This is a genomic window from Reichenbachiella agarivorans (assembly GCF_025502585.1).
GTDB lineage: Bacteria > Bacteroidota > Bacteroidia > Cytophagales > Cyclobacteriaceae > Reichenbachiella > Reichenbachiella agarivorans.
In genome coordinates, this window is sequence record NZ_CP106679.1 from 3,245,836 (window position 1) to 3,269,085 (window position 23,250).

Sequence of the window (23,250 nt, forward strand, 5' to 3'; positions counted from 1 at the left end):
AATTTCAATCATCATGCTGCTCCTATTAAGCAGCATGATTTCGTTTGCCCAAAGTCCGGTGACTGTGAGTGGTCAGGTGTTGGATGCCAAGGGTGAACCTCTCTTGGGTGTCTCTATCCAAGTCAAAAACTCATCCATCGGAGCGGTCTCGGATATGGAGGGACGGTTCAAGTTCCAAGCCAAGCAAGGAGACATCATCGTGGCACGCATGCTGGGTATGCAGGAGCAGACCTTTACAGCACAAAACAGCCAACCAATCACGCTCAAAATGCTAGAGGATGACGAGGTACTGGATGAAGTAGTCGTCAATGGATTTCAGGTGGTGGACAGGAAACTGTTTACAGGAGCAGCGCAGCGCCTGCAAATGGATGATATCAAGCTAGAAGGCGTCGCAGATGCCAGTCGGATGCTGGAGGGACGAGTAGCTGGTGTGACTGTGGACAACATCTCAGGTACCTTTGGTACCTCACCAAAAATTAGAATCCGAGGCAACTCGTCTATCAATGGCAACAACCAGCCCCTCTACGTGGTGGATGGGGTGATTCTAGAAGACCTCTCCAATGTCAATACGGACGATTTCATCTCCGGCAATGCCAACACCCTGATCAGTTCGTCGATCGCCAACATCAACCCCAGTGACATAGAATCTTATCAGGTATTGAAGGACGCCTCTGCCACAGCTATCTATGGTGCCAGGGCTGCCAATGGTGTGATTGTAATCACGACCAAGAAAGGGAAGTCAGGCGCATTGCAAGTGAACTATACAGGCAACTACTCCGTCAAGATTAGACCCACTTATAGTCAATTCAGTCTGATGAATTCTGCAGAAGAAATGTCAGTGTATAGAGAAATGCAGAACAAGGGGCTCATCGATATTACCACAGCAGCCAGAGCCCAGAACTATGGCGCCATGGGCAAAATGTACGTACTGATCAACCAAAAGCAAATTCCTTGGGGAGCCGGTGGAGGACTCAATGAAGAGTTTTTGAATCAATACGAAAATGCCAACACGGATTGGTTTGATGTATTGTTCAATGATTTTGGGTTGCAGCAGCAGCATTCGCTGAGCTTTACGACTGGTACAGACAAGTCGTCCAACTATTACTCAATCAGTTACCTCAATGACGAAGGACAGACCATCGCCGACAATGTCAAGCGTCTGACCGCAACAGCGCGCAACAGCTACCGCGTCTCCGACAAGTTCAATTTTGGATTGAAATTGACAGGGAGTTATCGGGATCAGTTGGCACCTGGCACGAGCAACCGTGAGTTTGATCCCATTTCTGGTACCTATAGCAGGGACTTTGACATCAATCCATTGAGCTTCGCGCTCAATACCAGCAGGTCTATGAGACCCTATGATGAAAATGGCGATTTGGAGTATTTTAGACGAAACTATGCGCCCTTCAATATCCTCGAAGAGTTGAAATACAATTTCATAGACATCAATGTATTGGATGTGTCGACTCAGGCAAATTTTGAGGCAAAACCCACGAAGAACCTGACTGTGAATGGAGTATTTCAAATGCGCTATGCAAGTACCAGACGAGATCATACCGTACATGAGCGATCCAACCAAGCGGAAGCTTATCGGGCTGATGATACACAGTTTTTCCAAGACTCAAACAATCTTTTGTACCGTGATCCAGACAATCCTGGATTAAATCCTGTGGTCGTTTTGCCACAAGGCGGGTTCAACTATCTAGATCAATCAGATTTGCTGTCATTCTTCAACAGGATGAGTATCAACTGGTCCAAGGATTTTGGCCCCAATCACTCGGTCAATGTATTGGCTGGAGAGGAAATCAGGTATTCTGATAGGAGCGAGCGTCAATCTACTGCGATGGGGGTGATTTATGAGAGTGGCAGTGTTGTCGTGACAGATCCTAACATCGTTGAGTTCTTTAATCTCCAAAATATTGATATCAACACCTTTGATGAACAGCACGATAGGTTTGTTGGGGTGTTTCTGAATGGCGGCTATGCCTTCAAAGGAAAGTACATTGCCAATTTTACAGTCAGATATGATGGCTCCAACCAGTTGGGCAAGAGCCAGTCTGCAAGGTACCTACCAACCTGGAATGTAAGTGGTGCTTGGAACATAGATCAGGAACGTTTCATGTCAGGTTTTGATTGGATTTCTGAGTTGAAGCTTAGAGCTACTTACGGTCTATCAGGAAACCTTCCACCCAATGCCAGTGCGATTTTGAACCTACAGCCAGAAGTCACGATTCGTCCTACTGATGTAGAACCCTACTTGTACATCGAGGATTTGACCAATGAAGACCTGACTTGGGAAAAATTGAATGAATTCAATGTAGGGATGGATTTGGGACTTTGGAATAGTCGAGTGACCACTTCTACAGATTATTATTACAGACAGTCTTTCGACTTGATCGGTCAGGTATTGACCAGTGGTATCGGAGGACAGTCCCTCAAGTATGGCAATTTTGCAGATATGGAGTCTCATGGATTTGAATTCACCCTCAATACGATCAATATACAAAGCAATGCTTTCTCCTGGCGTACCAATTTTAACATAGGCTATACCCGTGACCAGATTACCAATTTGGATTATGGGCCACGTTTGGCTGATGCTTTGGATCAAAATGGGGCGGCAGTTTTGGGAGGTCCAAGGAGAGGTTTGTTTTCAGCGCGATTCGCAGGACTCACCGTCAATGGGATACCAACTTACTACGGTGAAAACGACCAGATTGTAACCGAAATAGATTTGCAAGAGCGAGAGGGGTTAGCTTCGATTCTTAAGTATGAAGGACCAAGCGAACCCAGAGGTGGAGGAGGATTCTCTAATACATTTACCTACAAAGGTTTGTCTTTGAGTGTGTTGATGACATTCAAATACGATTACAAAATCCGTCTCAATGACAGTTTTAGATCCAGTTACAATGATTTCACTTCACTACCAGAAGAACTCAAAGATCGTTGGGTGACACCAGGAGATGAGGAGCAAACAGATGTGCCTGTTATCCTCACTTATGGTTTGACGCAGAGTGGTGCAGATGTGCAAGCTTACACGCTGTACAACCAGAGCAATGTCAGAGTAGCCAATGGTGACTACATACGCTTGAAGAGCGTCAGATTGGCCTATCAGATTCCTCCGAGATGGTTGGAAAAGGTCAAAATGAGAAATGCCAGCGTGAGTGTAGATGGTCAGAATTTGGCGTTGTTGTATTCGGACAAGAAATTGAATGGGCAGGATCCAGAGTTTTTTAGTAGTGGGGGCGTGGCATTACCACAGCCTAAGATGCTTACATTTTCATTGAACATAGGGCTATGATGAGGATGAACAAAACATATCTTTTGGCTTTGGTGCTGTTGTCCAGTTTAGCAGGCTGCAATGATTTTTTGGATGAAAATCCAGACAATAGAGTTGAACTGGATGACCTAGACAAAACAGCTCAATTGGTGACCAATGCTTATTCCATTGCCAGTCCAGCATTTACAGATTGGATGACCGACGATTTTGTCTACACTTTTGGTACAAATATTCGTCCTGCTCACGATCAGATGTATCGGTGGGAGGACGTGACCGCTGGACCAGATGAGCAGGATACACCAGATTTCTTTTGGTACGAGACCTACAATGCCATCGCCCACGCCAATGAAGTATTGGCCGTCTTGGATGAGTTGCCTGTGGAGTCCGACGAAGACATAGCACAAAAGAAAGCCATAGAGGCAGAGGCTTTGTTGACCCGTGCCTATGGTCACTTTATGATCGTAAACCTATTTGCTGAGCATTACAACATCAATACGGCCTCTTCAGATGATGGGATTCCGTATGTCAGAGCGCCAGAGACAACCTTTTTGGCTGAGTATGAGCGCGTGTCAGTTTCCAGAGTGTACAGCCTCATCGAGGATGATCTGTTGGATGGATTGGACGGTTTAGATGAGTCTTTTTTCAATAACTCTGGGAAATATCATTTCAACAGAAACGCTGCTTTGGCATTTGCCAGTCGGTTTTATCTCTACAAAGGAGACATGGTACGGTGTCTTCAATACAGCAATGAATTGTTGGGAAGCAATCCTGCGGCCTTTGTCCGAGACTTTACCTCTGATGAGTACAATGCTGCCAAATCGTCCATTACTGGTTATCCTCAATTGTATTCCTCACCAGAGGAAACAGCCAATTTACTGTTGATGAGAAAGGTATCGTTGATGCAGCGCACGGATTATGCTTTCGGAGTGGAAGAGAATTTTTATGGAGACTTGTTTAGTAGCAATCCATTTGGAGCGACAGATGAACGAGAAAACCCGGCACTTGTCAAGGGGCAAAATGCTTTGTTTCCACTCAGGTATGAGAGTTTGTTTGAGAGGAGTAGTTTAAATTCCAACACAGGGACTCCCTATCATATTGGTATTATGTTTAGAGGGGAAGAGGTCTTGTTCAATAGGATTGAAGCCAATTTGTATGGAGGTAAATTGGATGCATGTCTGGCAGATTTGCAGGTGTTGACAGATCGTCGCTATACAGGAGTAGCAGATTTGACATTGAGTTTGTCCATGTTGCGTAGTTTCTATGGCGCGGATGACGAGCCAAGCTTTAGTGATGCAGACATTGTGCTCAATTACATGCTTTTAGAAAAAAGAAAGGAGTTTTTGGCACAGGGTCAGAGGTGGTTTGACATCAAGAGATATGGTATGTCTGTGCAGCATGGGTTTGGCGATGCAGGGAGTATAGTGCTGCAACCCAACGACCTTAGAAAAGTATTGCAAATCCCACAATCTGCACAAGATATTGGAGGACTAGAAGACAATCCTAGATGATGAGAAGTAGGCTAAATATACCATTTCTGAAAAGAGGCAAATTCTTCGTTTGTCTGCTGCTGCTGACTGCATGTTTGCATGACGAAAAGCTCAATGAACCTGTGAAGGAGGGAGACGAACCAACCTCTGCTTTGGATGTTTATATCGACGAGAACTTCACACAAGCGTATAACATAGCCGTGCGGTACAAGTACGTGGACAACTATGTAGACCCTGGTCAACGTGTCGCACCACCGATCTTGGATGTGGTCAAGCCTATGTTGGATTTTGTACAGGAGTATTGGATAGATGTCTATTTAGCGGTAGAAAATGGGGAAGCCTTTTTTAGACGCTACGTCCCTGCAGAGTTGATTTTCTTGGGAGGGTTGATCTACAATGGAGACGGTACTGTGACGCTGGGTACAGCAGATGCTGGAGCGCGGATCACCTATACCAATGTCAATGGTTTTGATTTGGATGATCCAGATTGGTTGCAATTGCAATTGCAAGTGACCTACCATGAATTCGCCCATATTGTGCACCAAGAATTTTCCCTCCCGTCTGGCTTTGAGAATATTTCTCCAGCAGGCTACTCTAGTGCGGGATCATGGTACAATCTCACAGAAGAGGAAGCCTTGCAGCGTGGTTTTGTATCTCCCTATGCCACCAGTTCGGTTAATGAAGACTTTGCAGAGACGATAGCATTCTATGTATTTGATGCGTCGTTTTTCGAGCATTATATCAACCTAGACGCAGATTGTGTCACTGCCGATTGTGAAAATGACAATGCAGGCAAAGAGAAAATATTTGAGAAATTGACTTCTATCAAAGAGCACTATCTGAAAGTGACAGGTGTGGATTTGGATGATTTGAGAGCAGAATTACAATCTAAATTGTAAAAGATGAGAAAACTACTCTACCTATCGATCTTGATTTTGCTTTGGAGCTGTGGCTCTGAGGATGACAAAGGCTTGGACAGTGCGGACGAAAGACGACAAGCCGCCATAGACGACCTACAGGACAAGTTGATGGCAGCTGAGCACGGTTGGGTGCTCAATTACCAACCTGTGCCAGGATCGGGTGTTTACTACATTTTGTTGGATTTTGATGAGGATGAAGTGCGCATACAATCCGACGTAGCGGATATGGAAGGTAGGTTATTTGATCAGACAATCCCATACCGTGTCGATGTGCAGTTGGCTGTTCAGTTGACTTTTGAGACTTATGCGGTATTCCATTATCTCTTTGAACAGGATCAATCTACCTTCGGGGCAGAATTTGAGTTTTTCTACCTTGACGAGCAGGATGGCAACATCAGATTGTATAGCAAATCTGATGGCTTGACAGAAATAACCATTGCCACACTGGTACCTGCAGCAGCCAATGCAGATCAAGCATTTTCTAGAGAGGAAGCGGGAAATTTTGATTCCTTTGACTTATATAATCAGCCTTTTGGCGACCAGGTGATTCAGCAACTGTACCTGTCTACCGACGATGTGTCTGTGTTTTGGACGATAGATCTGACTAAGAGAATCATCCGTGTGGATGGGGCTGCACCAGGACAAGATAGCAAGATGATCACTGCTGCCAGTTGGGTAGATATTGATCAAGAGATTCCCTATTCCTTCTTGGATGGGAAAATGGTGTTAGCAAACCCTATTGTTTTCAATTTGGGAGGAAAGTCATATAGTATTTCGGAGATTGCCCTGGATAGTTATACAGAAGATGGGACAGTGTATTGCTCTAGTGAAGCACAAAATGCGCCGAGCTATACAGCCAGTGTTGCGGGGGTAGGAGCTGCTGAGTTGAAACATTCTTTGTTTGATGCTGGGGGATTGAATTTCACTACGGAGGCTGATATTCCTTATTCGGTCAATGTTTTCTTTGTGGGAGACAGTACTGGTCAGTCTTTGACCGCAGATGACAGGATTATCGGGCAGACATATCCTGATGCGACTGGCTTCATATTCAACTATGGTCGTGATTCGGTGGAGATAGCCTATTCTGTCGGGATCAGCTTCATAGATGAAAACAACGTAGGTCAAACGCATTTAAGAGGATTTGACGCCACAGTAGTAGAGGGCAATTTCATCAAAATCACACTCAATGATACTTTTCATTATACCAATGCAGCAGAGGTAGAGGCCATTGATGAGCAGAACCTGCGAGATGTAACTGATGAGATATTTTCTCAAGGAGAGATTTATATAGCCAATTGGCCGATTCAAGATGGTTTAGTGATATTCAGGCTATTCAATCCTTGCAATGGCTATGAAGTCGTGTTGGTGAAACCTTAAACTTCTTTGGCCTGGAAGAACTCGATGCTGAAGTTGGAGCCTTTTCCTACTTCGCTCTCCACGCTAATCTTTCCCTCCATTTGTTCCACGTATTGCTTGACTATAGACAATCCTAGACCAGTAGACTGCTCGTTGCCTGTAGGTTTGGCGCTGAGGGTTTGAAATTTATTGAAGATTTTCTTTTTGTCATCATCAGTCAAGCCTGGGCCCTGATCAATGAAAGAAATTCTGACTCTGCCATTTTCGTTTGGAATAGATACCTCTACTGTGATTTCAGTATTTCGCTCCGAAAATTTGATGGCATTGGAGATCAGGTTTTCTACCACTTGGTAGAAGTGTATTTGATCTCCCATGATGAAACTAGGTTTAGTGCCCAGTTTGGAAGTAATCTTGATGTTTTTGCTTTTGGCCGCAGATAGGTAATTGTTCAAAACCTGCTGCAAGACATAGTTCACGTTGATGCGGTCAGAGATGTAGTTTTTGGATTCTTCTTCTAATGCCTCTACGTTCAAAATTTTAGTAATCATCTCCAAAAGTCTGTCTGACTCACCAATGATGTGTTCCAACATCTGATTATCGGATTCACTCATTTTGTCTATCAGGCTGGACTGGTGTATCTGTGTGAGGCCTTTGATGTTGTTGATCGGTGCACGCAGATCGTGAGACAATATACGGATCAGGTTGTTCTTTTCGTGGTTTAGGTCGATCAGGCTGTTGTTGTGTTTGTATGCTTCTTCTTTCTGCTTTTCTATCTGCAGGGTCATCTTTCGGCGGTCACGAGAGGCCTTGAACGTGATGATGGCAAAAGCCAAGAACAGCACAGATGAAATAATGGCCAACCAAATAATGATTTTTTGCCTGCTGATTACCATTTGGTTCAGTTCAGATTGCTGTTTGAGGTAGCGGGTTTCTGCTTCCTTCTTTTCTGCCTCGTAGCTGGCGTGTAGTGATTCGATCTTTCTGGTGTTTTCTTCGCTGAAGATAGAATCCTTCTTATCTACATACATTTGGTGATAGAGTAACGCTTTTTTGTTGTTGCTCCCCGCTTCATAGATGGATGACAGCAACTGCAGGACATCACTTTCTACTTTTTTGATATCATTGTCTATACATATTTGGAGCGTAATTTTTGCGTACCTTTCAGCGTCATTGAGTTGATTTTGCTTGAGGCGTATTTTGGACAGATTCAAGTAGCTGTAGGCTAGGGTAGTTTTGTGTCCCAGGGCGTTGACTTCAGGTAGGTTGGACAGGAGGATAGTTTGAGCCTCGTCCAGTCGGTCGCTGAGGATATACAAGTTGGCCAGATCCACTCGGGTGATGACAGTTCCCTCTTGATTGTTTTGTTCCTTACGCAGTTTGATGGCCTCTAGTAGATTTTCTTCGGCTTTTTCGTATTGTTCCAATCCAGTATAGGATCTACCTAGATTGACATGGCAGTAGGCCATCAAATCTATGTCTTCCAGTTTCTCGGCGTTGATCAGTGCCTTTTCAAAATATTGGATGGCACCATCATAGTTGGTCTGAAAAACATAGATATTGCCAATGTTGATCAGGGAGTAACTAATCTGTATGAGGTTGCGACTTTGCTCGGCATGTTTGAGTGCCTCAAAAAAGTTTTCCAAGGCACCGAGGAAATTGCTGTGATTTCTTTTGGCGATCCCGATGAAATTCAAACTGGTACTGATGCCTAGTGGATAATTGAGTTTGACGGCAAGGTTGTAGGCTCTCTGTCCATAAATCAGCGAGGAGTCAATTCTGATGTTGCGGTATTTCCAACTGATGTCGTTGTATAGGTCTACCAGCTCCTTGTCTTTGGCGCCTTGCATGGCAGTTTTGAGACTGTCGATGCTGCCCATAGCCGAACCTGACTCAGCGTAGGATGTAGGTGCAATGACCCATATGTAGCAAGCAAGTAATAGTGTTTTATACAATGTCCTCATCTTATAATTAATCTCTCCAATAGGGAGACTTCATAAACCTGTAAAACTACCTAAGTAGGCATGAATAAAAAAATTCATTTCCAATTACGGGATTAACTTCTACAGGTGGGAGGAAACAAAGAAAAAGTATTCTTGATAGTTGTACTTCTTCTTAGCTTTTCCAAATTTGTCCTCAAACAACATTAAAACAAATGAATTTCGATGAAATTAGGAAATGTATCGTTGGCTGGGATCAATGCTTCGATACAGTCCTTGGGAGTCAGTCGATGATCTATGCTGATTGGGTAGCTGGAGGTAGATTGTATGGCCCGATCGAGGAGCGAATGCTCAACCAAGTCGGTCCTTGGTTGGCCAATACGCACTCCTACTCGAATAGAACTGGAAGCTACATGACCGCAGCTTATGATGAAGCCCGCAGCATCATTAAACAACACGTCAATGCCTCTGATACGGATATGCTGGTCATGACAGGTAGTGGCATGACTGGGGCTTTGCGTAGATTTTTGCAAATTTTGAAACTGGATCAACTGTCAGAGAAGCCCGTGATACTTACATCGCATATGGAGCATCATTCGCATCAGGTGGGATGGGTTGCCTCGGGTTGTGAAGTGGTAGTAGTGCCACCAAACAAAAATTTAACTGTGGATTTGTCTATTTGGAGAGAGTACTTGCAACAGTACCATGATCGTCAGATTATAGCTGCCTTTACCTCTGGATCCAACGTGACAGGGATATTGCTACCTGTGCATCAGTTGGCATCTTTGGTACATCACTATGGAGGGAAATGTTTTGTGGATTATGCAGCTACGGCACCTTATACTGATATCAATATGCACCCTAGTATAGAGGATGAAAGATTGGACGCCATCTACTTTTCTCCGCACAAGTTTTTGGGAGGGCCTGGATCAGCTGGCGTATTGCTGTTTGACGAAGCCTTGTATGATGGCATATCTAGCATCCCAGGCGGTGGCAATGTCACATGGACCAAGCCTTGGGGTGGCTATGGCATCACAGCACACAAAGAAACCAAGGAAGATGGCGGGACTCCGTCTTTCTTACAAACGATCCGTGCTGCCATGTCTATCCAGCTCAAAGAAAAGATGGGAGTCGCCCATATCGAAGCACGAGAGAGGCAATTGCTCCAAGCTGCGATCCAAGGCTTGACAGCCATAGACGGCGTACAGATATTAGGCGATTTGGAATCAAAGAGGATAGGTGTAGTTTCTTTCAATATCACTGGCATCCACTACAATGCCGTTGTCCGCCTTCTCAATGATTATTTTGCCATACAGGTACGTGGGGGATGGGCTTGTGCGAGTACCTATGTGCATTATTTGTTTGGTATAGACGAGGCGGCATCAGATACCTTGACTAGAGAGATAGATCAGAAGAATCTCACCCACAAACCCGGTTTTGTACGGGTATCATTGCATCCTACCATGACAGATGAAGAGTTGCAAAAGATAATAGCGGGAGTGGAATACATTGCAACGCATAAAGAAGAACTCATCAAAGCTTATCGCTACAATCAGTCTACTAATGATTTTGAACGGATTGGAAGTGAATCTGTGGATAGGAAGGAAATTGCCGCCTTGTTTGCATTTTGAAGAGAACGATCAAGAACCCATTTCCATCTCCAGTGAGTTGATCATCAGGTATGCGCACGACACCTTGGTACAGAATGATGCCAAGGTGATCAGCTGGCGTCAATAATAGTTGCTGATAGCTTCCAGACCTTCAGTGTTGGTTATTTTGATCTTCTTGCCTTCAAGAGCGATGAGGTTTTCATTTCGGAGGTCATGAAGGATCCTCGCGAGTGTTTCTATCACAGTCCCGACCATATTTGCCAAATCCAGTCTTGATATTGATATTTCTTTCCCCTCACTTACTTTGTACTTGTTGTGTAGAATCAACAAGCAGAGGGCGACCCGCTCTCGTACGGTTCGCTGAGACAGCACTGCCATCAGGTTGGTCGTGACTCTAAACTCATGACTGAGACTCTTCAACAGCAAACGTGAAAACGAGGTAGAATTGTCTAGAATACGAAAGAAGTCCTCTTTGTAGATAAAAGAAATCGTAGAGTCTTCGATGGCAGTGGTGGACGTAGAATAGGTCTCATCACTCAATAGGGCCGAATAACCAAAAAACTCTCCTGCATTGTAGATGTAGATGATTTGCTCGCGACCTTCGGCATCCACTTTGAACTTCTTGACCTTGCCCTCCTTGACAAAAAACATCCTTGAAGGAATAGATTCTTGGGTGAATACAGCTTGGCTCTTGTGGTACTTTTGGTTGTGCATCACCTTTTCAAATAACTCCTTGTCGCTTTGTGGGAGTTCATTGAATATGTATTGATTGTTGAAAGTGAATTTTCTAATCATAGTTATGCTCCAAATGTACATTCTTTTAGAAATAGTAGAGGATACCATTCTTTGATTAAAATCAAATTTTTTGCGTGGATAGGTCAAAACAGGCAAGGCTCAATGAAATTACTTTTGCTGTAGTGAGGATCATACTTTGTCTCGATTTTTGAAGTCTATGACAAGGCTTGATCTCCGAGAATTGTATGGAGAGTGAGATGGTTTCGTGTGATGCTATTCAATGGATGGGCTTACAGGTTTTGAGTAATTAGAGTGTATAAATATGAGTAAGAATAATCTTTTTTTGGTTTGTCCAACTTGTTTTTTGGAAAGAAGGATAGTGGAGACGTACACTGCGTCTGATAACTTTTTTTTGACAGCAATGGGGGGCGTTTTTGAGCGTGATCAATTGGAAGCCGTCGCTTGGTTGATGTCTGACAATGAAATAGAAAACATCTATGTGGTCAATGATACAGCATGTTCATTCATCGCCAATGCATGTGCCACGGGTTCTATTGATAGGACGGATGAAAATGCGGGGAAGGTTTTAGCAACTTTGCTACAAAGCCATGCCACACAGTTGGAAGGGTTGAGTGTCAGAGAGAAATCAGAAAAGCTCGCTCAGCTCAATGGTCAACGTCAAGCGGAGGTATTATTTGAAGACCCGATGTTGGTCGACCGTATCAAAAGTGGTGAAATCAAACTAAAGGGCTTGTTGTTTGATCGAAGCAAGGTGGCGTTCACAGAATACGAGATCCAATTGGAGCAGGTGATTGTAGGCTAATCGTCTCAATCTCTCGTTTTCAGGATTATGCTCATCACATCATGGATTGCCAGATCCATGATGTTTTTGTATCTAGGCCATCTAGCTTGAGTTCCATCTCTTGAGAGCAGGTATTTTATCTGATTGCTGGTCTCCTCTCAGCCATGCCGCTTAGTCTGTTGCATGCTGCTTTGTATTGATGAGCAAGTTGTGCAGATGTAGATTGGTTTCACCTGTATTTCTATCTAAAACCCGCGCCAGTTCATTAAAAAAGATATGTATCTTTTTGTTAAAAGCCCCGTATGTTTTATGAAAAAGATAGGTATATTTTTCCTTAATCCCGCGCGGGTTTGAAGTCAAGCCCCAGCAGACTTGCAGAAGAATGTAGGCAGATATGAAGAAAGAAGAAGGCAGATGTACGACAAAGGACAGTGATTGGCTTGATTCCAATTGTCTTGTGATTGAAATGCTATGGATTTCATTTGTGTTACCCATTGGTGAGCATAGTGATTCCCATACTGCTGACACACTGTAACTGGAGCATCCAAGGGTGTTTCCTCAGCATGAACTAACAAAAAAGGTTCCAGATGAGGAACCTTTTTTTAATATCTACAATGTGTGATTAATTAATATTCACCACCTCCCCAAACCAGCTGATCGCTGAATGTGAAGCGTGCATTGTCTGGAGAATAATCATACAATGCAACTTGAACTCTTGCAGGGATTTCTTGTTCTACTTCCTGTTCTACACTTTTGTTGTATTCTAAATCAAAGCTAAGCTCCAGCGTTTCCATGTCAAAACTAAAGCTATTGATCGTAACCTCGCCCTCTAGCTCATTGGTTTCCTCATCGAGGTAGGATTCACCATAGAAATCTAAATAATATGAACGACCTAATTCAGAAGAGCTGAAAGCTGATTCACTTTCTACTTCGATATAAGTAACTGTACCATCTTCTTGTACATCTATACTAACTCCAGCATAATCACCATACATACCTCCAGATACTAGAAATACCCTTACTTCGTAGTACACTTCTACTGGCGATTGTTCGTCTTCTTGATATTCATATCTGTATACAGACATAGAGCTCTGTAGAGTATAAGGGATGATTGAAAATGCTTTGCTTTTTGTGTAATCAAAAGAAGTATCTCCATCATCGTAGGTTCCAGTGACAGTCATAAATATAGGTCCTGCATATCCGTCTAGTGCTTTGATAGAATCCAGCAAATACTGAGAGACACCTCCCAAAGAGTCCACACTGTGTGCCACTCCAGCCAAAGAATCTAGTAGGGCAGTGTTGACATTGTTTAGGGAATCCAAAATACCCTGGTTTGCATTTTCAAGAGAATCTAGTCTTTGTGTGAGAGAGTCCAAGCTAGAGTTGATGAGTGCATCATCAAAGCCTTCTTCGGTACATGACCAGACAAAAGTAAGCAGCGTTAGGCTGAACATTAATAAAATTACATTTTTCATAAATTGTACGGTTAAAGTAAAAACTATGCTAAAATACTTGTAATGTGTAATTTTTTGTATCATATGCATGTAAAAGTTGAAATTTTTTTGACTCAAAAACTATGGGTATTGGTGCTAATCTTTATATATTAATATTTAATCATTGTATTGTACTTGTTGTTTTGGTATTTGGATTTTCCAAAGTGGAGCACTATGATCCTAGGAGTTTAGTTTGTCTCGTGATCATCCCAAGGAGAGGTGAATGCTTCAAAGATCATACACAGTCAAGCGCGGTGTTTGCATCAATGGTACTCTGTCGATCTACTGGCAAATCGTCATGCCCGCATCCAATGGGTATAGGAAGCCAATCACAGGGCTGAGATAGGGGATATCCAAGTGGAGTCCACGGACGATCAGGATCAGACCTAAAGCAAGGACGAACAAAGAAGAAATTTTGTGCATCTGGCTGTTGATTTTGATACCAAGTAGTTTGCCACCGAGAGAGACGACCAGCATGGCAGGGAAAGTACCCAAGCCAAAGACGGTCATATACCATGCACCAGTACTGATGTCTGCCGTGGCTAAAGCACCAGCCAAGGCAGCATAGACCAATCCACAAGGTAAGAAACCATTGATCAACCCGACCAGGTAGGTACTCATGGGGTTTTTGCTCTGCAAAAAGCGACCAAAGGAGCGTTTGAAGACGCTGTTGATTGCCCTGAGGTATTGGCTGCCTAGATTGATTTGGTGGCGTTGGTAGAGCGCAATGGCCAGTAGAATCATCGATAGGCCCAATACTATGGACAGGACCTGCTGAAAGTCTGCCAACTGGATTCCTTTGCCTGCCAATCCCAGCAGCACTCCCAAGCCTGCATAAGTAGTGATTCTTCCCAAATTGTATGCAACCCGAGTGAACAAAAATCTCTGAAGATTCGGTTGTCCCTGTAGCGTCAGTGCGATTGGTCCACACATCACCACGCAGTGCATACTGCCCAAGAAGCCCAATATGATGGCGCTCCAATACATCAGAGCACGATGCTATTCTCTACGAAGAATTCCTTTTCCCCACCTTTCCAACTTAGTTTAGCCTTCCATAGGCCTTTGTGGAAGTCTGATTGTGCAAATCGCTGTTGGTTGTTGCTATCCAGATGAATCTCCACGGATTTGTCCAATCCTGAATGAGACGGTCTGTAGAAATGCACTTGTCCTTGACTGACCACCATGTCAGGAGGGAAGATCAGTACTATCTCTTGATTTACTAGGGATAGGGAGGGCTTTTGTACCAAGTCATGGTAGTTCTGCATCTTGTCAATCTGGTCCTGGTAGGCCAATTCCTCTTCGTAATAATCTGGTGCAACCAGGTGTACTTCCTGCTGAAAACTGATGACCACCATGGTGATGATCAGTGCAGCAAAGAGGATGAAGGTAATGGTGATTTTATGTCCCCAGTTCATAGTCTTATTTCTTTAATACAATGGGTCCTAGAAAGCTTACTTTGAAGTCAGAAACCAGTACTTCATTCTCATAGACTCCCAAATCAATTTTTGACTTAGTACTCAGCAAGTCCTCTTTTGGTATTTTGATGAAGAAAGTACCTGAGAATTTTTCGTTGGGCGCCAGGTGAATCTTATTCGCAGTTCCCACTTGTGAAATCTCCGCCTGTTCAAAATTGATTACTTTGAGTGTAAGTTCTTTGGTCTCAAAACTCTTATTGATCAGTTGTATGTTGTAGAGGTTGCTTACGATTCCGTCTTCTGATTTTTCATATAAGGTACCTGGTACTTTGAGCGCATTGATGTCTATCTCTGAGCGTGAAATGAGCATGAAAGACAAGAAGCCTACCAAGGCTACCAATATGATTGAGTATCCCGCCACACGCGCAGAGAAGAGCTTAGATTTTCCAGTTTCGATGGCGGTGTGAGAGCTGTAGCGGATGAGGCCTTCGGGTCTGTCGACCTTGAGCATGACCTCATCGCAGGCATCCATACATGCAGTGCAGTTGACACATTCTAGCTGCGTGCCATTGCGAATGTCTATGCCTGTGGGACAGACATGTACACAGAGTTTGCAATCGATACAATCTCCTGTATGGTTGTTGGTTTTTGTTTGTTTTTTGATTTTGGTTCTAGGTTCGCCACGCACCCAATCGTACATCACCACGATGGATTCTTTGACGAGCAATACACTTTGTAGTCTACCATAGGGACAGACTGCTACACAGGCTTGTTCACGGAAGAAAGCAAATACCCAGTAGAAGATCCCCGTGAAAGCCAAGAGCCCCAAGAAACCTGAAAGGTTGGCTGCTGGTGATTGAGAGACAATGACTACCACTTGATCAATTCCTATCAGATAGGCCATGACTGTGTGGGCAATCAAGCTTGAAATCAAAAGGAAGATGAACTGTTTGCTTCCTTTTTTGAGGATTTTTTTGGCATGCCATGGTGCAGCGTTGAGTTTGCGCTGCTGGTTGGCATCTCCCTCGATCCAATACTCGATCTTGCGGAATACCATCTCCAAGAACAGCGTCTGTGGACAAGCCCATCCACACCACACCCGTCCAAAAGCAACGGTGAACAGGATGACGAACACAAAGAAGGTGACGAGCAATACGGCTAAGAGAAAGAAATCCTGAGGCCAAAATGCTTGTCCAAATATGATAAACTTTCGCTCGAAGATATTGAGTAATAGGAGGGGTTGTCCACCTATTTTGAGAAAGGGGCCGCTAAACAACAGTGACAAGAGAATCACCGTGACGATGATTCTCTTGTTGTGGTATTTGCCTTTTGGCTTTTTGGGATAAACCCAAAGTCTTTTACCCGATTCGTCTACCGTGGCAATGGTGTCACGGTACTCTTCTTCGTATTGGTAGTGGTTGTCCATTTCTTATTCTGCTACAGCCGTGCTGTCAGCGTCTACAGTTGTGCTATCCGATACGATGATCGCAGGCGCTTCTTCCTGATACAACTCGCCTTGTGGGGCTTTTGGATTGTCAGGGTTAGTACCTCTCAGCGTATAAATGTAGGAGTTGACCGCATTGATATTGGCTGGACTCAACACTTCCTTCCATGCAATCATACCTTTCTCTACGACACCATTAGCGATCGTGTGGTAGGTGTCTTGTACGCTTCCTCCATGTAGCCAGTAGTCGTCTGTCAGGTTGGGACCTATTCCGCCTTCACCAGCTACTTTGTGACAAGCTACACAGTTGCGCTCATAGATGGTTTTTCCATTGGCCAGCAAGGTAGCATCATTGGAAAATACAATATTGGACTCGTCAATTGCCTCTTCTGTTGTTGGTTGGTTGGCCTTTTCTTTTTCTGCCTGAACAATTGTATTCTCGTACTCTTCATGTTGAAGAGGGCTTAGTTTCAATACATGGTAATTGAACAAATAAGCCACTGCAAACACGATTGTCAGATAGAACAGCCATTTCCACCAAGGGGGTAGGTGATTGTCCAGTTCCTTGATCCCGTCATAGTCATGATCGAGCTCGATGGTTTCTTCTTCCTCCAGCGGTACAGCACCAGTCAAACTTTCATTGAGTTTTGACCACCAGCTGACATGCTCTACGACAATTCCTTTGGCTTCCATTTCGGAATTGAGCAGTGTCTGGATCAGTTTGAGCAAGGCGACTGCAATCAATAAGACCAGCAAGACAATGAAGGCAATGACACACATGAAAATCAGTGTGATGTCATTGTTACTCAATCCCATGGAGTTGTCTTGTGCCTGTACGCTTGTGGAAGCTAGGGTCAACAGAATCGTCGATAGTAATAGTTTGATATAGGTATAATTGAATATTTTCATCTCTGTTGATTTCAAAGTTCGTCAATAGGTAAGTTGCTCATCTTGTCTACATAGGAGCGATCCATTCTGAATACCCACCACAAGAGTCCAATGAAGAAAGTGAAAAAGATAGCAAGGGAAATTATTGGCCAAATTTCCACATTATGTATTTGTTCGAAATAATATTTAAACATGGCTTTTCCTTTATGGTTTCACAGTGATATCAGTCCCTAGTCGTTGCAAATAAGCAATCAATGCAATGATTTCTTCTTCGCCCGTAGCATCTATGCCATCAGCTTTGAGACTAGCAGCGATTGTTTTGGCTTGCAGAGCCAAATCCTCGTTGGCTGTATTTTCATAGTCCTCAGGGTAGGGTACACCTACGGTTCGGAGTGCAGAGATTTTAGCAGCTGTGCTTTCTGTATCTATGGCTTGTTCAAATAGCCATGGATAGGCAGGCATGATAGATCCAGCAGAGACTGCATCTGGAGCCAACAAGTGATTGTAGTGCCAGGTATCAGATTTTTTAAGTTTCCCGACCCCTTCTCTTGCCAGATCAGGGCCTGTGCGCTTGGATCCCCATAGGAATGGATGGTCATATACGAACTCACCTGCTTTGGAATATTCTCCATAACGCTCGGTATCGAATCTCAAGGGTCGTACCATCTGCGAGTGGCAGTTGTTGCAGCCTTCTCGGATGTAGATGTCTCTGCCTTGTAGCTCTAGCGGAGTATATGGCTTGACGGACGAAATGGTCGGAATGTTTGACTTGATCAAGAAAGTAGGAACCATCTCGATGATACCACCGATCAGAATCGCAACCAAAGTCAATACTGTAAAGAAAACGGGTTTTCTCTCCCATACAGAGTGCCAGTGACCTCCAGTGATGATTTTCTTTTCGAGAGCAGGAGCTTCTGCAGCTTCTTCTGGAACGAATATGCCAGAGTTAGCTGTCTTGATCAAGTTGAAAATCATGACAAATACACCTGATAGATACAAAGTACCACCAATAGCTCTCAAAGCATACAAAGGCACGATTTGGATGACAGTTTCTAAGAAGTTTTTGTACACTAAGAAACCATCTGCATCAAACTGTTGCCACATCAAACTTTGAACTACACCAGCTACGTACATCGGCAAGGCATAGAAAATAATCCCCAAAGTCCCTAACCAGAAATGCAGATTGGCAAGTTTGATTGAATGTAGTTTGGTAGCCCACAACCTAGGAACTAACCAGTAAAACATACCAAAGATCAAGAAACCATTCCATCCCAAAGCGCCGACATGCACGTGTGCTACGATCCAATCAGTAAAGTGTCCGACGGCATTGACTGATTTGAGTGACAACATAGGCCCTTCGAAAGTCGCCATACCATAGCATGTAATCGCGACAACCATGAATTTCAAAATAGGGTCTTCACGCACTCTGTCCCAGGCTCCTCTCAAGGTCAGTAGACCATTGAGCATACCGCCCCAAGATGGTGCGATCAGCATGATCGAAAATGCCACACCCAGTGATTGGGCCCAGTCTGGCAGTGAAGTGTACAGTAAATGGTGAGGTCCTGCCCAGATATAAATGAAGATCAGAGACCAAAAGTGGATAATGGATAGTTTGTAGGAATATACGGGTCTTTTAGCGGCTTTAGGAAGGTAGTAATACATCAATCCCAAAAAAGGAGTGGTCAGGAAGAATGCCACGGCATTGTGTCCATACCACCACTGTACAAGTGCATCTTGTACACCCGCATACCATGAATAACTCTTGAAGAAACTTACTGGAATGGCAAATGAATTGACAATATGCAATACGGCTACTGTCACAAATGTCGCGATATAGAACCAAATCGCGACATACATGTGTCGCTCGCGGCGTTTGATGATTGTGCCGATCATGTTGATGCCAAACACCACCCATATCAAAGCAATCGCAATGTCAATCGGCCATTCTAATTCAGCATATTCCTTGCTGCTGGTGAAACCTAGAAGTAGGGTTACAGCAGCAGAAAGCAAAATTGCTTGCCATCCCCAGAAATTGATCCAAGAAAGAGTATCGTTAAACATCCTTGCCTTGAGCAATCGCTGCAAGGAGTAATAAATCCCAGCGAACATGGAGTTGCCTATGAATCCAAAAATGACTGCATTGGTATGCAAGGGCCTCACTCGTCCGAAGGTCGTGTATTGCAGGTCAAAATTGAATGCAGGATAAAACAATTGAATGGCGGCAGTGAGTCCTGCGAGCATTGCGATGACACCAAAGCAAATAGCTGCAATAGTGAAATACTTTACGATTTTATTGTCGTAACTAAATTTTTCAAGTTCCATGTGATAGAATAGAGTTTATTGATCGGTTGCTAAATTAGGTTGTATAGGTCTTGGTTTATATGATCCATATTTTGGATGAAGATGATATTTGTCATGTCTTAATGATATATAATTTAGAGGTTTTTTGATAGGAAATGAAAGCGTGACTTCATCGATTTTAATTTTCACCTCGCTGAGCAAGCTTGCTGTGATGTCTAGTGCATTTGCTCAGTCATTAGCAAGCTCCTCTCAGCTTGCAGCGAGCATTGCTTGGTTATTAGCATGCCTGCCTCAGTGTCGCGGTGGACTTGCTAGATGATTAGCAATGTTGTCCCAAGACTGTGGTAGCTTTGCTAGAGATAACAATGGAATGTTTATTCATGCACTGATAGCATAGGTATTTCTAGTTTGGAGAGCACACTTTTGGTGATACTTGGTTTGAAAAAACTCTCCAGTAGTTTATGGTTTTTTGGGTGCATGAATAGTAAGTCTATTCCTAGGTTTTTTACGGCCTCCGTGATTTCCACCCCTGAACTATCCAATTTTTTTGATATGTTGATAAAACTATGTTTGACATTTTTGAAATATGCTGCAAGGTTGACTTTTTGATCATCAAAGAGGAATTTTTCCTCACTGTTTTCTGAGATGTAAAAGATCTCCACCAAGGCTTTGTATTGAGAGGCAAACCAATGAACCATGCTGAGTTTGTTCAAATCAATCATGTCATCAAAATCAATAGCCAACCCAATTTTTTGAATATTAAAGTCTGTGACGTTTTCTGGGATGACCAGTACTGGCACTGTTGAAAATGAAATCATATCTGCACTCTTGCTACCCAGTAGTTTTTCTAATAGGTCGTGATGGGCTTTGGTACCCGTGATGACTAGCTGGACATCTCCTGCTTCAATACTACTGAAAATAGCATCTTGTACAGAGGATACGAATTTTTTGATTTCAAAATTCACCTCGTTGAGAGATTCTTTTTCATAGAGTTCTTTGTAGCTGCGATCGATTTGCTGATATTTTTCTACCAGCAATGATTGCATGATAGCATCCATTCCTGCGGTTTCGTGGTGTATATGAGACAAGTGTATCGCAGTGACCATTTCTATGGTAAAATGGTTCCTTTTTGCAATGGTCTTAGCTATCCGTAGCGCATTGATGGCACATTTAGAGAAATCCATGGGAACTAATATTTTATGCGTTTTCATTGGCGTAGTGTTTAGTGTGTGTGGTTTTTTCTTTGGGTCATGGTCCATACTGGTATCATGCTGTGGTTAACTAGGTTTTCGGCGATGCTGCCAGCTAGCAAATGCAGCAGTCCTCTGCGGCCATGCGTACTGAGGGCTATCATATCAGCTTTGATATTTTGGGCATAGTTCAGTATGGCTTCTTCTGGCTGGAATCCCTTTGTGACATGAATTTTGTAGTCAATCAATTGGTTGTTGTCAGCCAGTTTTTTCAATGAATTTTTGATAAAATCTGTTTCTGAAACATTATGTGGTGTTTCAACGAAAACCAGATGGATGGTTGCAGGGAATAGTGATGTGTACTCAAGGAATTTTTTCAAAATTCGGTCTGCATTAGAGTCCAAATCAGTCGGGAATACGATATTCTTGATATCAGCAGGAGTCCCGTCTTTGTGAATGGTTATCACAGGGCAATTGGCTGTTCGTACTATTTTTTCCGCATTAGAGCCAACCAATATTTCCTTTAAACCAGTTGCTCCCTTGGTTCCCATGATGATCATGTCTGGCTCGAATTCTTCGATTTGTGCAGATATGCCATCATAGACATTGCCCATCATGATGTTGAAATGTAAGTTTTTGCCTTGATAGTTGGGTTGTTCTACCAGATTACGAAGTTTTAATTTGGTTTTTTTGATCAACTCTAAAGTTAATGACCTATCTATTTGGTCGTCGAGTCCAGCTTCGCCTGAGATGTTGTATGAACTGAGAGGGTGCTCTATGACATGGAGTAAGATGATTTCACCTTGAGTTTTATCAATGATACTGGTGGCAAAATTTAGCGCAGCAGTTGCGTAATCACTGAAGTCGAATGGAATGAGTAGCTTTTTCATTTGTTTGAGATGTTTTTGAGTGTATGTTTGATCACGTTTAAAATTCGGCCGATTGGGTATCTATTACTACCAAGTGTGTCATGTTATCAAATGATTTGCATCATGTTTATATGGTTTTGCTAAATGATCGTGTATTGACTGTGGTAGACCAATAGGGTTTATCAAATGCCATACAGATATTGCGCACAAATGCTCTACCCACCGGCATGACTTTTACTTGATTTTTATCGACTGTGACTAGATCATCTTTGCACAGTTCGCTCAACTTATCTATCACAAAGTCTAATAGCATTTGATCTTCTTTTTGATCTACGGTTGTTTCAAATTGACACATGAGATTAGAGATATGCTTTCTGATGACTTGTTCGTCCTTTGAGAGAAAATGTCCTCGATATACTGGTAACTTGCCTTGTGTCACGAGGTCTTTGTAGGTTTCTACTTTCTTGACATTTTGACCATAGGCTGCACCCGTGTCGCCTATTGAGGATGCACCTAGACCGATGACCAAATCACTTTTGAGTGTGGTGTATCCCATAAAATTGCGATGCAATCTATGGTTGTTGGCAGCTACATATAGTTCATCTGTTTTGAGTGCAAAATGATCCATGCCAATCTCGTGGTAGTCCAGATCTGCTAACATTGACTTGCCTAGTTCGTAGAGTGCTCTCTTTTCAGCTTCTTGAGGGAGATCGCTCTCGGTGAAGCTCCTTTGACCTGGTTTGACCCAAGGCACGTGTGCATAGCTGTAATAGGCGATGCGGTCTGGTCTCAGTTTCGCTACTTTCTGGAACGTGTCTCGAATGGTTCGGACACTTTGCAGGGGCAGCCCATAGATCAAATCAAAATTGATAGAAGTGTAGCCAATCTCACGGGCTTTGCTCACCACATGATGAACGGTTTCATAAGTTTGAATGCGATGCACTATTTTTTGTACTGCTAAGTCAAAATCTTGGATTCCTAAACTCATACGACGAAAGCCAAGATCATAGAGGACACGCAAATGATGCTCGGTGGTATTGTTGGGGTGTGCTTCGAAACTTAGGCTTGCCTCTGCTTTTACCCATGCTGATTTTTTGATCCCTTCGATTAGCAGCTGTAGATTTTCGGGACTGAAAAAGGTAGGAGTCCCGCCACCTAAATGGATTTCTGAGATATGTGGAATTTCTTGAAATACTTCCAAGTACAGTTGCCACTCTTTGAGCAATGATTGGATGTAGGGCAATTCTACGCTGTGATTGATGGTGATACGGGTGTTGCAACCACAGTAGGTACACAAGCTCTCACAAAAGGGTAGGTGTATATACAAACTGATTCCATTGACTGTATTGGTAGCATCAAATGTTGATTTGACTTTTTCCTTCCATTTGGATTCGTCCAAAGAATCTTCTTTCCAAGAGGGTACTGCTGGATAGCTGGTGTACCTAGGTCCTGCAATGTTGTATTTTCTGATGAGATGATCTGGCGTACTAGGATGCGTATTCATGCCACAAATCAATAAGCTTCTT

The 23,250-nt window shown here is 43.3% G+C and carries 17 protein-coding genes; 6 read left to right on the forward strand and 11 right to left on the reverse strand.

The features are described 5' to 3' along the window. Positions 1 to 13: 13 nt before the first annotated feature. Genes N6H18_RS13730 through N6H18_RS13745 form a run of 4 tightly spaced genes read left to right on the forward strand, consistent with a single transcriptional unit; the run spans position 14 to position 7,061 of the window. Positions 14 to 3,298 carry a SusC/RagA family TonB-linked outer membrane protein gene (locus N6H18_RS13730; RefSeq protein ID WP_262308850.1) on the forward strand — a complete coding sequence of 1,095 codons (3,285 nt, stop codon included), beginning with the start codon at positions 14 to 16 and terminating at the stop codon, positions 3,296 to 3,298. A gap of 5 nt (positions 3,299 to 3,303) precedes the next feature. Then, positions 3,304 to 4,785 (forward strand): RagB/SusD family nutrient uptake outer membrane protein, encoded by a 1,482-nt coding sequence (locus tag N6H18_RS13735; RefSeq protein ID WP_262308851.1) that lies wholly within the window; start codon positions 3,304 to 3,306, stop codon positions 4,783 to 4,785. Continuing rightward, complete coding sequence (locus N6H18_RS13740) at positions 4,782 to 5,663, forward strand: substrate import-associated zinc metallohydrolase lipoprotein (protein ID WP_262308852.1); 882 nt, start codon at positions 4,782 to 4,784, stop codon at positions 5,661 to 5,663. The genes N6H18_RS13735 and N6H18_RS13740 overlap by 4 nt, the downstream gene beginning before the upstream one ends. A gap of 3 nt (positions 5,664 to 5,666) precedes the next feature. Then, positions 5,667 to 7,061 carry a DUF4302 domain-containing protein gene (locus tag N6H18_RS13745; RefSeq protein WP_262308853.1) on the forward strand — a complete coding sequence of 465 codons (1,395 nt, stop codon included), beginning with the start codon at positions 5,667 to 5,669 and terminating at the stop codon, positions 7,059 to 7,061. Here N6H18_RS13745 and N6H18_RS13750 read toward each other — a convergent pair. Then, positions 7,058 to 9,001 carry a tetratricopeptide repeat-containing sensor histidine kinase gene (locus N6H18_RS13750; RefSeq protein WP_262308854.1) on the reverse strand — a complete coding sequence of 648 codons (1,944 nt, stop codon included), beginning with the start codon at positions 8,999 to 9,001 and terminating at the stop codon, positions 7,058 to 7,060. The genes N6H18_RS13745 and N6H18_RS13750 overlap by 4 nt on opposite strands. 191 nt (positions 9,002 to 9,192) lie before the next feature. Here N6H18_RS13750 and N6H18_RS13755 point away from each other — a divergent pair, with 191 nt between their 5' ends. Then, complete coding sequence (locus N6H18_RS13755; RefSeq protein WP_262308855.1) at positions 9,193 to 10,608, forward strand: aminotransferase class V-fold PLP-dependent enzyme; 1,416 nt, start codon at positions 9,193 to 9,195, stop codon at positions 10,606 to 10,608. Between the two features lie 99 nt (positions 10,609 to 10,707). Here the strand turns inward: N6H18_RS13755 and N6H18_RS13760 are convergent, their stop codons facing one another. Further along, a complete protein-coding gene (locus N6H18_RS13760; protein ID WP_262308856.1) occupies positions 10,708 to 11,382 on the reverse strand; it encodes a Crp/Fnr family transcriptional regulator in 675 nt (224 codons plus the stop codon). 304 nt (positions 11,383 to 11,686) lie between these two features. On the opposite strand from N6H18_RS13760, the gene N6H18_RS13765 reads away from it, so the two are divergent. After that, a complete protein-coding gene (locus tag N6H18_RS13765; RefSeq protein ID WP_262308857.1) occupies positions 11,687 to 12,145 on the forward strand; it encodes a carbonic anhydrase in 459 nt (152 codons plus the stop codon). Between the two features lie 605 nt (positions 12,146 to 12,750). Here N6H18_RS13765 and N6H18_RS13770 read toward each other — a convergent pair. The 9 genes from N6H18_RS13770 to hemN all read right to left on the reverse strand — a co-directional run bounded on the left by N6H18_RS13770 (position 12,751) and on the right by hemN (position 23,228). Further along, positions 12,751 to 13,599 (reverse strand): hypothetical protein, encoded by an 849-nt coding sequence (locus N6H18_RS13770; RefSeq protein ID WP_262308858.1) that lies wholly within the window; start codon positions 13,597 to 13,599, stop codon positions 12,751 to 12,753. Between the two features lie 300 nt (positions 13,600 to 13,899). Then, a complete protein-coding gene (locus N6H18_RS13775; protein ID WP_262308859.1) occupies positions 13,900 to 14,604 on the reverse strand; it encodes a sulfite exporter TauE/SafE family protein in 705 nt (234 codons plus the stop codon). Further along, positions 14,604 to 15,032 carry a FixH family protein gene (locus N6H18_RS13780; protein ID WP_262308860.1) on the reverse strand — a complete coding sequence of 143 codons (429 nt, stop codon included), beginning with the start codon at positions 15,030 to 15,032 and terminating at the stop codon, positions 14,604 to 14,606. Before N6H18_RS13780 ends, N6H18_RS13775 begins: the two co-directional genes overlap by 1 nt. A 4-nt stretch (positions 15,033 to 15,036) precedes the next feature. Then, positions 15,037 to 16,458 carry a cytochrome c oxidase accessory protein CcoG gene (gene ccoG, locus N6H18_RS13785; RefSeq protein WP_262308861.1) on the reverse strand — a complete coding sequence of 474 codons (1,422 nt, stop codon included), beginning with the start codon at positions 16,456 to 16,458 and terminating at the stop codon, positions 15,037 to 15,039. 3 nt (positions 16,459 to 16,461) lie between these two features. Beyond that, on the reverse strand, positions 16,462 to 17,385 hold the full coding sequence (locus N6H18_RS13790; protein ID WP_262308862.1) for a cbb3-type cytochrome c oxidase N-terminal domain-containing protein: 924 nt from the start codon (positions 17,383 to 17,385) through the stop codon (positions 16,462 to 16,464). Positions 17,386 to 17,568: 183 nt separating this feature from the next. Further along, a complete protein-coding gene (gene ccoN, locus N6H18_RS13800; RefSeq protein ID WP_262308864.1) occupies positions 17,569 to 19,686 on the reverse strand; it encodes a cytochrome-c oxidase, cbb3-type subunit I in 2,118 nt (705 codons plus the stop codon). A 353-nt stretch (positions 19,687 to 20,039) separates the two neighbouring features. Then, positions 20,040 to 20,876, reverse strand: coding sequence for a universal stress protein (locus N6H18_RS13805; protein WP_262308865.1), 837 nt, complete (start codon positions 20,874 to 20,876; stop codon positions 20,040 to 20,042). An 11-nt stretch (positions 20,877 to 20,887) separates the two neighbouring features. Next, entirely contained in the window at positions 20,888 to 21,745 is an 858-nt protein-coding gene (locus N6H18_RS13810; RefSeq protein ID WP_262308866.1) for a universal stress protein, read from the reverse strand. A 106-nt stretch (positions 21,746 to 21,851) separates the two neighbouring features. Then, complete coding sequence (hemN, locus tag N6H18_RS13815) at positions 21,852 to 23,228, reverse strand: oxygen-independent coproporphyrinogen III oxidase (RefSeq protein ID WP_262308867.1); 1,377 nt, start codon at positions 23,226 to 23,228, stop codon at positions 21,852 to 21,854. Positions 23,229 to 23,250 lie beyond the last annotated feature (22 nt).

Excerpts from the sequence above, each read along its gene's own strand:
- N6H18_RS13730 (WP_262308850.1), top strand. The coding sequence starts at position 14 with ATGCTGCTCCTATTAAGCAGCATGATTTCGTTTGCCCAAAGTCCGGTG.
- N6H18_RS13735 (WP_262308851.1), top strand. The coding sequence starts at position 3,304 with ATGAACAAAACATATCTTTTGGCTTTGGTGCTGTTGTCCAGTTTAGCA.
- N6H18_RS13740 (WP_262308852.1), top strand. The coding sequence starts at position 4,782 with ATGATGAGAAGTAGGCTAAATATACCATTTCTGAAAAGAGGCAAATTC.
- N6H18_RS13745 (WP_262308853.1), top strand. The coding sequence starts at position 5,667 with ATGAGAAAACTACTCTACCTATCGATCTTGATTTTGCTTTGGAGCTGT.
- N6H18_RS13750 (WP_262308854.1), bottom strand. The coding sequence starts at position 9,001 with ATGAGGACATTGTATAAAACACTATTACTTGCTTGCTACATATGGGTC.
- N6H18_RS13755 (WP_262308855.1), top strand. The coding sequence starts at position 9,193 with ATGAATTTCGATGAAATTAGGAAATGTATCGTTGGCTGGGATCAATGC.
- N6H18_RS13760 (WP_262308856.1), bottom strand. The coding sequence starts at position 11,382 with ATGATTAGAAAATTCACTTTCAACAATCAATACATATTCAATGAACTC.
- N6H18_RS13770 (WP_262308858.1), bottom strand. The coding sequence starts at position 13,599 with ATGAAAAATGTAATTTTATTAATGTTCAGCCTAACGCTGCTTACTTTT.
- N6H18_RS13775 (WP_262308859.1), bottom strand. The coding sequence starts at position 14,604 with ATGTATTGGAGCGCCATCATATTGGGCTTCTTGGGCAGTATGCACTGC.
- N6H18_RS13780 (WP_262308860.1), bottom strand. The coding sequence starts at position 15,032 with ATGAACTGGGGACATAAAATCACCATTACCTTCATCCTCTTTGCTGCA.
- ccoG (WP_262308861.1), bottom strand. The coding sequence starts at position 16,458 with ATGGACAACCACTACCAATACGAAGAAGAGTACCGTGACACCATTGCC.
- N6H18_RS13790 (WP_262308862.1), bottom strand. The coding sequence starts at position 17,385 with ATGAAAATATTCAATTATACCTATATCAAACTATTACTATCGACGATT.
- ccoN (WP_262308864.1), bottom strand. The coding sequence starts at position 19,686 with ATGGAACTTGAAAAATTTAGTTACGACAATAAAATCGTAAAGTATTTC.
- N6H18_RS13805 (WP_262308865.1), bottom strand. The coding sequence starts at position 20,876 with ATGAAAACGCATAAAATATTAGTTCCCATGGATTTCTCTAAATGTGCC.
- N6H18_RS13810 (WP_262308866.1), bottom strand. The coding sequence starts at position 21,745 with ATGAAAAAGCTACTCATTCCATTCGACTTCAGTGATTACGCAACTGCT.
- hemN (WP_262308867.1), bottom strand. The coding sequence starts at position 23,228 with ATGAATACGCATCCTAGTACGCCAGATCATCTCATCAGAAAATACAAC.